The organism is Pseudomonas sp. Pseusp88 (assembly GCF_047303955.1).
Classification (GTDB): domain Bacteria; phylum Pseudomonadota; class Gammaproteobacteria; order Pseudomonadales; family Pseudomonadaceae; genus Aquipseudomonas.
In genome coordinates this window covers 51,865-64,815 of record NZ_JBGLYM010000016.1, presented here as the reverse complement: position 1 = coordinate 64,815, position 12,951 = coordinate 51,865, and the positions used below count along the sequence as shown (strand labels likewise).

Genomic DNA, 12,951 nt, shown 5'->3' with positions numbered 1-12,951 from the left:
GTTCTGTGCCGGGAAGCCGCTGAACCCTCAGAACGCTCCCCTACCGGCCGCAGCCTCTACTTAAGGTCACCCAGATGGACATGCAATCCCGAATTCGCCAGCTTTTCCAGGCCAGCATCGACACCAAGCAGCAGGCCATGGAAGTCCTCGCCCCCTACATCGAGCAGGCCAGCCAGGTCATGGTCAATGCCCTGCTCAACGAGGGCAAGATGCTTTCATGCGGCAATGGTGGATCGGCCGGTGACGCGCAACACTTCTCTTCGGAGCTGCTCAACCGCTTCGAGCGTGAGCGTCCGAGCCTGCCGGCCATTGCCCTGACCACCGACAGCTCGACCATTACCTCGATTGCCAACGACTACAGCTACAACGAAGTGTTCTCCAAGCAGATCCGCGCCCTGGGCCAGCCCGGCGACGTCCTGCTGGCTATCTCTACCAGCGGTAACTCGGCCAACATTATTCAAGCGATCCAGGCCGCACATGATCGTGAAATGATTGTCGTAGCATTGACCGGTCGCGATGGTGGCGACATGGCGTCCCTGCTGTTGCCCGAGGACGTGGAAATCCGCGTACCGGCCAAGGTCACCGCACGAATTCAAGAAGTCCACCTGCTGGCGATCCATTGCCTCTGCGATCTGATCGACAGCCAACTGTTCGGGAGTGAAGAATGACCCCTAATCGCCTTAGCCTGCTGGCCTTGACGCTGTGCCTGAGCATCAGTGGATGCAGCTCGGTTATTACCGCGACCCGCGAGTCTCCCATTGAGGACGATCGCGGCACCCGTACCCTGGGCAGCAAGATCGATGACTCATTGATCGAAACCAAAGTTGCGGTCAACGTGGCCAAGGCCAGCCCTGACCTGGACCAGAACTCGCACATCGTCGTGAGCAGCTACAACGGCATCGTCCTGCTCGCCGGCCAGACTCCGCGCGCCGACCTCAAGGCCATGGCCGAACAGGCCGCCGGTCAGGTGCAACGAGTGAAGAAGGTCAACAACGAACTGCAGGTGCTGGAACCCTCCTCTCTGCTGGCGCGCAACAACGACGCCTGGCTGACCACCAAGATCAAGAGCCAGATGCTCACCGACGCCAGCATTCCCGGCTCGCGCATCAAGGTGGTGACCGAGAACGGTATCGTCTACCTGCTGGGTCTGGTGACCCAGGCAGAAGCCAACCAGGCTACGGCACTGGTACAGGGTGTGTCCGGCGTGCAGAAGATCGTCAAGCTGTTCGAATATATCGATTGATTCGTGGGAGCCGGCTTGCTGCCGATTGAGTTGCAGGAGCTGCCGAAGGCTGCGAAAGCAGTGTATCTGACAGACCCATTCGCAGCCTTCGGCAGCTCCTACAGCCCCTGTTTACTCATGACCGCGCGACATCCGCAGATCCAATACAACAAAAAAGAAGGCGACCCGAAGGTCGCCTCTTTTATTTCACTACCTTCAGGCTCGGCCTGCCGGACGGGCGTGGCGGCTCATCATCGGGCGGGGTCGAGTCATCGATATCGACTTCGTCATCCTCATCGCCCATGGGCGGCTCCAGATCGAAGACCATGCCCTGGCCATTCTCCCGGGCATAAATCCCCAGGATTGAACCTGTAGGCACATACAGGGTGTGCGGCACACCACCGAAGCGCCCCTCAAAGCTCACAGCCTCGTTGTCCATGTGCAGATGACGCACCGCGCTGGGCGAAACGTTCAGGACAATCTGGCCATCATTGGCAAAGCCCTGTGGGACCTGAACCGATGGGTATTCCGCATTGACCAGCATATGCGGGGTGCAATCGTTATCGACGATCCACTCATAAAGAGCACGAATCAGATAAGGGCGACTGGAGTTCATCAACGGCTCCTTAAGCCTTAGCGCATGTCACGTTCGACACCAGACAGACTTGTCCGGAATGCCTCTCGTGCAAATTGGCGCTCCATATAGTCAAGCAACGGCTTTGCCGGCCGTGGCAACTCGATACCCAGAATGGGCAAACGCCAGAGTATGGGTAATAGACAGCAATCGACCAGACTTTGCTCGTCACTGAGGAAAAAAGGCTTTTCCTGGAACAGCGGCGAGACACCGGTCAGGCTTTCGCGCAGCTCCTTGCGGGCCTGCACACGTTCGGACTCTTTACTGCGCGGATTCAGAATCAGATCCACAAGCCCACACCAGTCGCGCTGGATCCGATGGATCAGCAAACGACTGTTGGCACGCGCCACCGGATAAACCGGCAACAGCGGTGGGTGCGGATAACGCTCATCCAGGTATTCCATCACGACCGTCGACTCGTACAACGCCAGATCACGATCGACCAGGGTTGGCACGCTGCCATACGGGTTCACCTCGATCAATTTAGGCGGATGACGGCCCGCCTCCACATCAATGATCTCGGCGCTGACACCTTTCTCGGCGAGCACGATGCGCACGCGATGGGAATAGTGGTCGGCGGGGTCGGAGTAGCAGGCCAACCGGTTGGTCACGCCCATGGCGATCCTCCTCGCTTGTTAAATTTATCGGATTTACGGAAACGAAAACGCCCCAGGGACGCCTCCCGATAACGACTGCGCCAAGGCGTGTAGTCATCGCGGCCGACAAGATAGCTCATTTACCGCAAGTAAATTCGCAATCTTGTAACCGCCACTATACTCGCCCCGCAATCGCTACCTGAAAGAGGCGCCCGGGGGCGCGTTCGCAGACAGCGGATTCAGCGTTCTGTCAGTGCACATCCTTCCAGTATTCGCGCTTGAGCAGGTAGGCGAAAACAAAGAAGAAAGCCAGATACAGCAGCACGTAGGTGCCGATACGCTGGTGTTCAAGCTTGACCGGATTGGCCGAGTAAGCGAGGAAGGTCACCAGATTCTTGACCTTCTCGTCGAACTGCTCCTCGGTCAGGCTGCCACTTTTCGGCACGATGGTCAGCTGATCACAGGATTCGTGAGTCAGCGGCGCACCGGTCAATGGGTCATATTGTTTCTTGCCGTCGTCTACTACCTGAACCTGTTTGCAACCGACCACCTGGCGACCCTGAAGGCCGGCCAGGACGTTGGGCATGCCGACGTTCGGGAAGACCTTGTTGTTCACACCCCATGGGCGGGACGGGTCTTCATAGAACGAACGCAGATAGCCATACAGCCAGTCAGTGCCACGCACACGCGCCACCAGGGTCAGGTCAGGCGGCGCAGCGCCGAACCAGGCCTTGGCGTCGGCTGGCTGCATGCCGATGCTCATGTGGTCGCCAATCTTGGCGCCGGTGAATACCAGCTTGTCGAGCATGACGTCATGGGGAATCCCCAGATCGTCGGCAACCCGCTCATAACGCTGGAACTTGGCGCTGTGACAGCCCATGCAGTAGTTGGCGAAGGTCCGCGCACCGTCCTGCATGGCGGCCTTGTCAGAGACATCGATATCGACCTTTTCCAGCTCCGGACCGCCATGCTCGGCGGCGAAAGACAACATTGGCAGAGCAGCGAGAATCAACACAGCAAAGAGCTTTTTCATCAGCCAGTCACCCTTTCTGGAACCGGTTTGGTCTTCTCGAGCCGGGTGTAGAACGGCATCAGAATGAAGTAGGCGAAATAAAGGAAGGTGCAGATCTGCGAGACCAGCGTACGTTCCGGTGTCGGCGGCAGAACCCCGAGAATCCCGAGAATCACGAAGGCGACACAGAACACCAACAGCCAGATCTTGCTCAGCCAGCCCTTGTAACGCATGGATTTGACCGGGCTGCGATCAAGCCATGGCAGGACGAACAGCACAGCAATCGAAGCCCCCATGGCCATCACGCCCATGAGCTTGTCAGGGATGGCGCGCAGGATTGCGTAGAACGGTGTGAAGTACCAGACAGGCGCAATGTGCTCAGGCGTCTTGAATGCGTTAGCCACCTCGAAGTTAGGTTTTTCGAGGAAATAGCCGCCCATTTCCGGGAAGAAGAACACAATTGAGCAGAAGATAAACAGGAACACGACTACACCGACGATGTCCTTCACGGTGTAGTACGGATGGAACGGAATACCGTCCAGCGGGATGCCGTTTTCGTCCTTGTGCTTCTTGATATCGACGCCGTCAGGGTTGTTCGAACCGACTTCGTGCAGCGCCAGAATGTGCAGGACGACGAGACCCAGAACAACGATTGGCAAGGCAATCACATGCAACGCAAAGAAGCGGTTCAGGGTAATGCCGGAAATCAGGTAGTCGCCGCGGATCCACTGAGTCAGATCGCCGCCGATCACCGGGATGGCACCGAACAGCGAAATGATCACCTGAGCTCCCCAGTAGGACATCTGCCCCCAAGGCAGCAGGTAGCCCATGAAGGCTTCAGCCATCAGCGCCAGGTAGATCAGCATGCCGAATATCCACACCAGCTCTCGCGGCTTCTGGTACGAGCCGTAGAGCAGGCCACGGAACATATGCAGGTAGACCACGATAAAGAACGCCGACGCCCCCGTGGAGTGCAGCAAGCGCAGGATCGAGCCGTACTCGACGTCACGCATGATGTATTCGACGGACGCAAAGGCTTCTTCGGCCGAAGGCGTGTAGCTCATGGTCAGCCAGACACCGGTAACGATCTGATTGACCAGCACCAGCAGGGCCAGGGAGCCGAAGAAATAGAAGAAGTTGAAATTTTTCGGCGCGTAATACTTGCTGAGATGGTCTTCCCACATTTTGGTGGCAGGGAAGCGGGCGTCCACCCAATCCATGAACTTGCTCATTACGCGTTCTCCTTATCGACGCCAATGACAATAATATTGTCCGACTCATAGGAATGCGGCGGCACTGGCAGGTTCAGGGGGGCAGGCTGGGCCTTGTAGACTCGGCCGGCCAGGTCGTAGTGGGAACCGTGGCAAGGGCAGAAATACCCCCCGACCCAATCCTTGCCCAAATCGGCGGGAGCAACTTCCGGACGAAAGGTAGGCGAGCAGCCCAAATGGGTGCAAATGCCGATCAGCAGAAGAATCTCTGGCTTGATGGAGCGTACTACCGGGTCAACGTAGGCAGGCTGAACAGAATTCTTGGATTGCGGGTCGGACAGCTGGCCCGTGATCTTGCCAAGATTGCTCAGAATTTCCGGTGTGCGGCGAACAATGAAAACCGGCTGGCCCCGCCATTCAGCAATCATCTGCTGCCCTGGTTCAACCTTGCTGATATTCACCTTTACCGGTGCGCCCGCGGCTTTCGCCTTGGCGCTGGGAAACCATGACCCTACGAACGGGACCGCAGCCCCCACCGCTCCCGCCGCGCCAACCACCGAGGTGGCTGCCACGAGGAAGCGGCGTCGGCCTGCATTCACGCCGTCTTTGCTCATTCCGTCCTCTCCCATCAGCTTTGTGGCCTGTTAAATCAGGCGTCTACTTAACTAAAGATTTAGCTTAAAAAAAATTCTGCCGAATGGTAGTGAGATAACCCTGCACAAACAAGGGACTTAGATCAATGCAAAAGCTAAAAGCCTTGTATTTCGGGGTTTGCACCGATGAGTCACGTTGTCACACGCGGCCCCAGCAATAATAGACGCACAAAAGGCAGGCATAAAAAAACGCCCAGCTCCGAAGAGGCTGGGCGTTCTTTTTTGAACGAAGAAGCGAATTAACGCTTCGAGTACTGCGGACGCTTACGCGCTTTACGCAGACCGACTTTCTTACGTTCAACTTCACGAGCATCACGAGTGACGTAGCCTGCTTTACGCAGTGCGCCGCGCAAGGTCTCGTCGTATTGCATCAGAGCGCGAGTGATACCGTGGCGGATTGCGCCAGCTTGACCACTGACACCGCCGCCGATGACGGTAACGTAGATGTCGAATTTCTCAACAGTCTCGGTCAATTCCAGTGGCTGACGAACTACCATGCGGGCAGTTTCGCGGCCGAAGAAATTATCCAGCGAGCGGTTGTTGATGGAGATGTTGCCAGTGCCCGGACGCAGGAAAACGCGTGCGGTTGCAGTCTTGCGACGGCCAGTGCCGTAATTTTGAGTCGCCGACATAATGAACTATTCCGTTAAAACTTCAGTTCTTGGGGCTGCTGAGCAGTATGAGGGTGTGCAGCGCCCGCATAGACTTTCAGCTTACGATACATGTCGCGACCCAGCGGGTTCTTAGGCAGCATGCCTTTTACCGCGGTCTCGATCACGCGCTCAGGAGCTTTGTCGATCAGCTTTTCAAAGTTGATCGACTTGATCCCGCCCGGAAAACCGGAGTGAGAGTAGTAGATCTTGTCGGTGGTCTTGGCACCGGTAACACGGATCTGCTCAGCATTGATAACGACGATGTAGTCGCCGGTGTCAACGTGCGGAGTGTATTCCGGTTTGTGCTTGCCACGCAGACGGCTCGCGATTTCGGTGGCCAGACGACCCAGGGTCTGACCAGCAGCGTCGACGACGAACCAGTCGCGCTTTACTGTTTCCGGTTTAGCGGTAAAAGTTTTCATTCTTTATAGCCTCAAGGGCCGCCCTGAAAAATAGACGGCGGAGCATACTCATTAGTACGGTCTTTGACAAGTCAAAGGCCGCCGGGCACGAACGCTATAGGGGGCTCGGGTCAGCGCGTTCGATCGCAGCGGTATCTTGAGTCGCGGGGCATCACTCCCACGACAAAGAGACGCGGAATTATGCAGATTGCGAAAAAAATTTCAACCTGCTTTTATGGTTCTTTTTCAGAGGAGATCCAAATGGACTACCGCCAACTGGGCAGAACCGACCTCAATGTCAGTGCAATCTGCCTCGGCACCATGACCTGGGGCGAGCAAAACAGCGAGTCCGAGGCTTTCGCTCAGATCGAGCGCGCAAAGTCAGCCGGTATCAATTTCCTCGACACGGCGGAGATGTATCCGGTCCCACCCAAGGCTGAAACCTACGCCAGCACCGAGCGCATCATCGGCAACTGGTTCAAGCACAACAAGGATCGCGCCGACTGGATCCTGGCCAGCAAGATCGCCGGCCCCGGCAATGGCATCGACTACATTCGCGGCGGCAGCCTCAAGCACAACCGCGAGCATATCGTCGCCGCCCTCGACGCCAGCCTCAAGCGTCTGCAGACCGACTATCTGGACCTCTACCAACTGCACTGGCCGGAGCGCAGCACCAACTTCTTCGGCAAGCTGGGTTACACCCACAAGGACGAGGACTTCACCCCCATCGAGGAAATCCTCGAGGCGCTGGACGAGCAGGTCAAGGCTGGCAAAATCCGCCACGTCGGCCTGTCCAACGAAACGCCGTGGGGCACCATGAAATTCCTGCAACTGGCCGAAAGCCGCGGCTGGCCGCGCGTTGCGTCGATCCAGAACCCCTACAACCTGCTCAACCGCTCGTTCGAAGTCGGTCTGGCTGAAATCGCCATTCGCGAGCAATGCGGCTTGCTGGCCTATTCGCCAATGGCCTTCGGCATGCTGTCAGGCAAGTACGAAGGTGGCGCACGTCCGCCCAAGGGCCGCCTGAGCCTCTACAGCCGCTTCACCCGCTACTTCAATCCGCAATCGGAAGCCGCCTGCAGCCGCTACGTTGCCCTGGCTCGTGAATTCGGCCTGGACCCGGCGCAAATGGCCCTGGCCTTCGTCACCCAGCAGCCGTTCGTGACCAGCAACATCATCGGCGCCACCACTATGGAGCAACTCGACAGCAACCTGGCCAGCGCTGATCTGGTGCTATCCGAAGACGTCCTGGCCGCTATCGAAGCGATCCACAAGGATCAGCCGAATCCGGCGCCGTAGACCAGAGTCCGCATAACTATCTGTACGTTGTTCGGTTTTTTCAGGAGCGAATCTGCAGGAGCAAATTCTGTGGGAGCGAATCATTCGCGAAGAGGGCGTAGCAATTCATGCACATTGATCGCCTGAATTGCCGCCTTCGCGAATGAATTCGCTCCCACAAGTACCCCCCACAAATCGCGCCCACCGATTTCTCCATCATCCCCGCTTACATCGACACTGGACACATCCGCCAAAAAATAAGACGATCCAGCCGCTAGTTGACCACTTTCCCATATAAGAACAAAAGATCATGTCAATCCAAACGACCACGCCCCTGCGGCGTGTCAGCATCCTGGCCATCGATGGAGTGTTTGCCTCCACCCTGATGCAGGCCAAGGATTTTTTCCATCTGGCCAGCCTGCGCTATAGCCGCCAGCTCGGCCAGGGGCGCGTCCCTGCCTTCGAGACTCGCCTGGTCAGCCCCGGCGGCCTCCCTGTGCGCAGCTTCAGCGATGTGGTGATGCCGGTCGAGGGTGACCTGGGCAATACCGATATCATCGTGATACCGGCCTTCTGGGACGATTTCGACGCCCTGAACAAACGCTACCCGCAGATACTGCCCTGGCTGCGCGAGCAACACGCCCGAGGCGCGGTGCTCTGCGGCGAAGCCAGCGGCGTATTCTGGCTGGCCGAAACCGGCCTGCTCGACGGCAAGGAAGCGACCACCTACTGGCGTTTTTTCGACGAGTTCGCCCAGCGCTTCCCGAAAGTGCTGCTCAATCAGGAAAAACACCTGACCGATGCCGACAACCTGTACTGCGCTGGCGGCACGACTTCAGCCTGCGACCTCTATATCTACCTGATCGAACGGTTCTGCGGCGCCAACGTGGCCCAAGCGGTCGCACGGGACATTCTGTATGAGGTTCAGCGCAACTATGCGCCGGGACGGATGGGGTTCGGTGGGCAAAAGCTGCATCAGGACGTGATCATCCTGCAAATCCAGCACTGGCTGGAAGAACACTTCGCCGACAAGTTTCGTTTCGAGGATGTGGCCCGGGAACACGGCATGAGCATTCGCAACTTCATGCGCCGCTTCCAGACCGCCACCGGTGACAAGCCACTGCACTACCTGCAGCGCCTGCGTATCGAAACCGCCAAGGGCCTGCTGTCCGGCACGCGCAAGAGCATCAAGACCATCAGTTACGAAGTGGGCTACGACGACGCCAGCTTCTTTGCCCGGCTGTTTCGCCAGCATACCGAGCTGTCGCCGAATCAGTATCGGCAGCAGTTTCAGCAGGCGGCATAGACGCAGCTGCAAGCTGCAAGCTGCAAGCCTCAAGCTGCAAGAGGCTTCGCACACATACCTCTTGTAGCTTATAGCTTGAAGCTTGCTGCTCCCGTCAGGGCTTATGCGCCCGCGCCAGAAACTCGTGGGACTGCATTTCCAGCAGGCGGCTCAGGGTGCGCTGGAACTCGAAGTTCAGGCGCCCGCCGCTGTACAGGTCCTTGAGTTCCACTTCCGCCGAGATGATCAGCTTGACGTTGCGGTCGTAGAATTCGTCGACCATGTTGATGAAGCGACGGGCGATGTCGTCGGTGCTGACGCTCATCTGCTCGACGCCGCTGAGCAGCACGGCATGGAAGATCTTGCCCAGTTCGATGTAGTCGTTCTGGCTGCGCGGCCCATCGCACAAAGCGCGGAAGTCGAACCAGGCGACGTCGTCGCAGGTACGTATGGCGCGAATCTCGCGATTCTCGATCATCAGCACATCGTTTTCGATGGCTTTGGTGCACTCCGGCGTCAGGGCGCGGAAGCTCTTGCGCATGCTCTCTTCGGCCGCTTCGTCGAGCGGGAAGTGGAACAGCTCGGCCTGCTCCAGGTGACGCAGGCGATAGTCGACGCCGCTGTCGACGTTGACGATGTCGGTGTTCTGTTTGATCAGGGCAATGGCCGGCAGGAAGCGCGCGCGCTGCAGGCCGTCCTTGTACAGGCCGTCCGGCACGATGTTCGACGTCGCGACCAGGGTCACGCCATTCTTGAACAGCTCTTCCATCAGGGTGCCCAGGATCATGGCATCGGTAATATCGGAAACGAAGAATTCATCGAAGCAGATGACCCGGGCTTCGTCGGAAAAACGCTTGGCGATGATGGTCAGCGGGTTGCGCTCGCCCTTGAGGGTCTTCATCTCTTCGTGCACGCGCTTCATGAAGCGGTGGAAGTGAGTACGGACCTTCTCTTCGAAAGGCAGCGCCTCGAAGAAGGTGTCGACCAGGTAAGTCTTGCCCCGGCCCACGCCGCCCCAGAAGTACAGGCCCTTGACCGGCGTGACTTCTTTCTTGCCGAACAGCTTGCCGAACAAGCCCGGCTTGCTGTTGTGCGCAACGATCAGGTCGTCGTACAGGCGCTGCAAATGGCGCACTGCAGTTTCCTGAGCGGCATCGTGGAAGAAGTCGGGACGCTTAAGATCAGCTTGATATCGTTCTAGGGGGGTCATATTCGTTAGCAAGGCAACAAAAACGGGCCGTCACTGTAGCGACGGCCCAATGGAATGGCAATCCGACAAAGGGCCGAGCCGCGAATTATTCGCCTTTAGGCTGCAGCGCCAGACGAAGGGCCGTCAATGCGGCCTCGCGCTCGGTTACTGCGGCAAATGCCGGGGTGGAAGCAACGGCCTGATCATCGCCCTTGATGAAGACATCGAAACCTTCGCCATTGGCGCGGATTTCGTAGTCCTGAGCCTCAGCCTGCAAGGCTTTGGTCACGGCTCCGGCGCTCTTGCCATCGGCAAAACCACGGGACAGCAACAGTTGCTCGCCTTCGGCCGACAGCAGACGGAACAGGAACTGGCCTTCTTCGCGGAAGCTGACGAAGCGCGCGCCCTTGGCGGCTTTTTTCTTGCCGCTGTCGGCGCTCTGCACCGAGCTACGGAATGAACGCAGGCCAACCGCTTCGCGCAACTCACCAAGGAACGGCGTGGCGACCTTGCGGGCTTTTTCGGCGCCGGCCTGGAGGATATCCTCCAGGTCCGCCGGGCGTTCGATCAGGCGCAGGTAGTTGTCCCGTGCCTCGCTCAAGTCAGCGTCAAGCAGATTGAACAGGCGGCTCTTGGCCTCGCCCCAACCAAGGCCCTGCAACAGGTCGGCGCGAAACTCGGCGCTCTGCTCGGCACTGGCGAAAGCCTGATAGAGCGTGAACAGGTGCGAATTGTCCGGATCCTTGGCTTCACCTGGCGCACGTGAGTCGGTGACGATGCGCGAGATCGCGTCCTTCATTTCCTTGGCACTGCTGAACAACGGGATGGTGTTGTCGTAGCTTTTCGACATCTTGCGCCCGTCCAGGCCCGGCAGGGTCGCCACGCTCTCTTCGATCAGCGCTTCAGGCATGACGAAGAACTCACGCCCCTTGCCGAACAGGTGGTTGAAGCGCTGGCCGATATCACGGGCCATTTCCACGTGCTGGATCTGGTCGCGACCGACCGGTACCTGATGGGCGTTGAACATCAGGATGTCCGCCGCCATCAGCACCGGGTAGCTGTACAGGCCCATGGTGATGCCAGCGTCCGGGTCTTCGCCGGTCTCGACGTTCTTGTCCACCGAAGCCTTGTAGGCATGGGCACGGTTAAGCAGGCCCTTGGCCGCCACACAGGTCAGCAGCCAGGTCAGCTCGGGGATTTCCGGGATGTCGGACTGGCGATAGAAGGTCACGCGCTCCACATCCAGGCCGGCCGCCAGCCAGGTCGCGGCGATTTCCAGGCGCGAGCGCTGGATGCGCAGCGGGTCATCGCACTTGATCAGGGCGTGATAGTCGGCCAGGAAGTAGAACGAGTCGGCGTCACTGCGACGGCTGGCGACGATGGCCGGGCGAATCGCGCCGGCGTAGTTGCCCAGGTGAGGCGTGCCGGTCGTGGTAATGCCGGTCAGGATACGAGTGGTCATGGCAGATCGCTTATTGTCAGGGCTGCATTCAGTTCGAGAGACGCGGCAGGACCAGATCCTTGAGATCGGTCAGCTTGCCGTGAAAAAAGTGTCCGCATTCTGCCACTTTCAGCAGCTCATGTGGACGCGACAGCGCCGCCGACCAGGCGTAGACCATCTCGGGATCGATCACTTCGTCGTTTTCCGGCTGGATCAGGGTGATCGGACAGTTTTGCGGCAGCACGCTCTGATCCTGCAGGCGCGAGGCCGCAGCAGCAATCAGAAACAGGTGTTCAAGCGGCTCACCGGCCGCCTCAAGGCGTCCACCGAGGTTGGCTGCCACATAGCCACCAAAGGAGAAGCCCAGCAGCGTCAGCGGCAGCTCAGGCTGTTGCTCGCGCAGCCACTTGGCCGCTGCCACGGCATCTTCGATCTCACCCGGCCCGGCCACGGAGGTCCCGGCACTGGCGCCGACACCGCGATAATTAAAGCGCAGGGTGATCAAACCGGCATCCCGAGCGGTGCGTTGCAGCGTCGACACCACTTTATTGAGCATGGTGCCGCCCTGGATCGGGTTAGGATGGCAAATCAGGGCAATGCCTTTGGCATCATTCGCATCCTGATACAAAGCTTCGATCTGGCCTTCCGGGCCGTCAATGAATACTGGGGTTTCGCGCATGAGCACAATGGAACTCCGTGACCTTGGATTGGATCGACTCGTCTAGGCAATGCCTGGAAAAGTCTGTAGCTGACATGCCGACGACGCATCGTGGCTATACAGCACAGGTTCGAGCCGTTAACGTAAAGCAAAGCCGTTTATAGAGGAAGGACTCGTGGAACACTCGCTCTTAGTTTGGTTGTTGCCGACCATCGCCCTGGTCGCCGGTGTTGTCATCGGTTTCTTCGTGGCGCGTCTGCTGCCCAACGCCGCCCCAAGCAGCACCCAGCGTCAGCTGGATGATGTGCAGGAGCGCTTCGATACCTATCAGAACGAGGTGGTCACTCACTTCAACAGCACGGCTAACCTGGTCCAGAAGCTGTCCCAGAGCTATCAGGACGTTCAGGAACACCTCGCCGAGGGCGCCAACCGTCTGGCCCTGGACGAACTGACCCGACAACGCCTGCTGGCCGCCCTGCATCCGGAGGCCAACGCCCTGCCCCGCGACCGCCTGACGCCACCGCGCACCACCGAGCCGCCAAAGGACTACGCCCCCAAGACCCCAAACTCCCCCGGCATGCTCGATGAGCATTACGGTTTGAAGAAGTGATGCGTTAACCGGCAGCACATAAAACCCGCCCTTGATTGCTCAAGGGCGGGTTTTTTATTGGTCGCAAACGCTCGCAAGAGACCTGCGGGAGAGATCTGTGGGAGCGAA

The 12,951-nt window shown here is 58.5% G+C and carries 15 protein-coding genes; 5 read left to right on the top strand and 10 right to left on the bottom strand.

Going from position 1 to position 12,951, the window contains the following annotated elements; all coding sequences use genetic code 11:
- The first annotated feature begins 74 nt into the window (after positions 1–74).
- Both ACCD02_RS19580 and ACCD02_RS19575 read left to right on the top strand, forming a co-directional pair.
- Positions 75–668 (top strand): phosphoheptose isomerase, encoded by a 594-nt coding sequence (locus tag ACCD02_RS19580; RefSeq protein ID WP_259098358.1) that lies wholly within the window; start codon positions 75–77, stop codon positions 666–668.
- On the top strand, positions 665–1,243 hold the full coding sequence (locus ACCD02_RS19575; RefSeq protein WP_413305276.1) for a BON domain-containing protein: 579 nt from the start codon (positions 665–667) through the stop codon (positions 1,241–1,243). Before ACCD02_RS19580 ends, ACCD02_RS19575 begins: the two co-directional genes overlap by 4 nt.
- A 181-nt stretch (positions 1,244–1,424) precedes the next feature.
- On the opposite strand, the gene ACCD02_RS19570 is transcribed toward ACCD02_RS19575, so the two are convergent.
- The 7 genes from ACCD02_RS19570 to rplM form a co-directional block, all read right to left on the bottom strand.
- Positions 1,425–1,838, bottom strand: a complete 414-nt coding sequence (locus ACCD02_RS19570; protein ID WP_413305274.1) for a ClpXP protease specificity-enhancing factor — start codon at positions 1,836–1,838, stop codon at positions 1,425–1,427.
- Positions 1,839–1,855: 17 nt separating this feature from the next.
- Complete coding sequence (locus tag ACCD02_RS19565) at positions 1,856–2,473, bottom strand: glutathione S-transferase N-terminal domain-containing protein (protein WP_413305271.1); 618 nt, start codon at positions 2,471–2,473, stop codon at positions 1,856–1,858.
- A gap of 229 nt (positions 2,474–2,702) precedes the next feature.
- Complete coding sequence (locus tag ACCD02_RS19560; protein ID WP_259098351.1) at positions 2,703–3,485, bottom strand: cytochrome c1; 783 nt, start codon at positions 3,483–3,485, stop codon at positions 2,703–2,705.
- Positions 3,485–4,696: a cytochrome b gene (locus tag ACCD02_RS19555; RefSeq protein WP_413305267.1), complete on the bottom strand. Its 1,212-nt coding sequence runs from the start codon at positions 4,694–4,696 to the stop codon at positions 3,485–3,487. The genes ACCD02_RS19560 and ACCD02_RS19555 overlap by 1 nt, the downstream gene beginning before the upstream one ends.
- Entirely contained in the window at positions 4,696–5,289 is a 594-nt protein-coding gene (petA, locus tag ACCD02_RS19550; RefSeq protein ID WP_413305264.1) for a ubiquinol-cytochrome c reductase iron-sulfur subunit, read from the bottom strand. Before petA ends, ACCD02_RS19555 begins: the two co-directional genes overlap by 1 nt.
- Positions 5,290–5,567: 278 nt before the next feature.
- Positions 5,568–5,960 (bottom strand): 30S ribosomal protein S9, encoded by a 393-nt coding sequence (rpsI, locus tag ACCD02_RS19545; protein WP_259098346.1) that lies wholly within the window; start codon positions 5,958–5,960, stop codon positions 5,568–5,570.
- A 14-nt stretch (positions 5,961–5,974) separates the two neighbouring features.
- Positions 5,975–6,403, bottom strand: a complete 429-nt coding sequence (gene rplM / locus ACCD02_RS19540; protein ID WP_413305261.1) for a 50S ribosomal protein L13 — start codon at positions 6,401–6,403, stop codon at positions 5,975–5,977.
- A gap of 240 nt (positions 6,404–6,643) precedes the next feature.
- Here rplM and ACCD02_RS19535 point away from each other — a divergent pair, with 240 nt between their 5' ends.
- Positions 6,644–7,681: an NADP(H)-dependent aldo-keto reductase gene (locus tag ACCD02_RS19535; protein ID WP_413305258.1), complete on the top strand. Its 1,038-nt coding sequence runs from the start codon at positions 6,644–6,646 to the stop codon at positions 7,679–7,681.
- Positions 7,682–8,069: 388 nt separating this feature from the next.
- A complete protein-coding gene (locus ACCD02_RS19530) occupies positions 8,070–8,966 on the top strand; it encodes a GlxA family transcriptional regulator (protein WP_413305426.1) in 897 nt (298 codons plus the stop codon).
- A 94-nt stretch (positions 8,967–9,060) separates the two neighbouring features.
- Here ACCD02_RS19530 and zapE read toward each other — a convergent pair whose 3' ends face one another.
- The 3 genes from zapE to ACCD02_RS19515 form a co-directional block, all read right to left on the bottom strand.
- On the bottom strand, positions 9,061–10,155 hold the full coding sequence (zapE, locus tag ACCD02_RS19525) for a cell division protein ZapE (RefSeq protein WP_413305256.1): 1,095 nt from the start codon (positions 10,153–10,155) through the stop codon (positions 9,061–9,063).
- An 85-nt stretch (positions 10,156–10,240) separates the two neighbouring features.
- Positions 10,241–11,596, bottom strand: a complete 1,356-nt coding sequence (locus ACCD02_RS19520; protein WP_413305253.1) for a tryptophan--tRNA ligase — start codon at positions 11,594–11,596, stop codon at positions 10,241–10,243.
- A gap of 28 nt (positions 11,597–11,624) precedes the next feature.
- Positions 11,625–12,254: an alpha/beta hydrolase gene (locus tag ACCD02_RS19515; protein WP_413305250.1), complete on the bottom strand. Its 630-nt coding sequence runs from the start codon at positions 12,252–12,254 to the stop codon at positions 11,625–11,627.
- A gap of 154 nt (positions 12,255–12,408) precedes the next feature.
- Between ACCD02_RS19515 and ACCD02_RS19510 the strand changes: the two genes are divergently transcribed.
- Entirely contained in the window at positions 12,409–12,843 is a 435-nt protein-coding gene (locus ACCD02_RS19510) for a YhcB family protein (protein WP_259098334.1), read from the top strand.
- Positions 12,844–12,951 lie beyond the last annotated feature (108 nt).

Coding starts and splice junctions, on each gene's coding strand:
- ACCD02_RS19520 (WP_413305253.1), bottom strand. CDS start 11,596: ATGACCACTCGTATCCTGACCGGCATTACCACGACCGGCACGCCTCAC.
- ACCD02_RS19535 (WP_413305258.1), top strand. CDS start 6,644: ATGGACTACCGCCAACTGGGCAGAACCGACCTCAATGTCAGTGCAATC.
- rpsI (WP_259098346.1), bottom strand. CDS start 5,960: ATGTCGGCGACTCAAAATTACGGCACTGGCCGTCGCAAGACTGCAACC.
- ACCD02_RS19580 (WP_259098358.1), top strand. CDS start 75: ATGGACATGCAATCCCGAATTCGCCAGCTTTTCCAGGCCAGCATCGAC.
- ACCD02_RS19575 (WP_413305276.1), top strand. CDS start 665: ATGACCCCTAATCGCCTTAGCCTGCTGGCCTTGACGCTGTGCCTGAGC.
- zapE (WP_413305256.1), bottom strand. CDS start 10,155: ATGACCCCCCTAGAACGATATCAAGCTGATCTTAAGCGTCCCGACTTC.
- ACCD02_RS19560 (WP_259098351.1), bottom strand. CDS start 3,485: ATGAAAAAGCTCTTTGCTGTGTTGATTCTCGCTGCTCTGCCAATGTTG.
- petA (WP_413305264.1), bottom strand. CDS start 5,289: ATGAGCAAAGACGGCGTGAATGCAGGCCGACGCCGCTTCCTCGTGGCA.
- ACCD02_RS19565 (WP_413305271.1), bottom strand. CDS start 2,473: ATGGGCGTGACCAACCGGTTGGCCTGCTACTCCGACCCCGCCGACCAC.
- ACCD02_RS19555 (WP_413305267.1), bottom strand. CDS start 4,696: ATGAGCAAGTTCATGGATTGGGTGGACGCCCGCTTCCCTGCCACCAAA.
- ACCD02_RS19570 (WP_413305274.1), bottom strand. CDS start 1,838: ATGAACTCCAGTCGCCCTTATCTGATTCGTGCTCTTTATGAGTGGATC.
- rplM (WP_413305261.1), bottom strand. CDS start 6,403: ATGAAAACTTTTACCGCTAAACCGGAAACAGTAAAGCGCGACTGGTTC.
- ACCD02_RS19515 (WP_413305250.1), bottom strand. CDS start 12,254: ATGCGCGAAACCCCAGTATTCATTGACGGCCCGGAAGGCCAGATCGAA.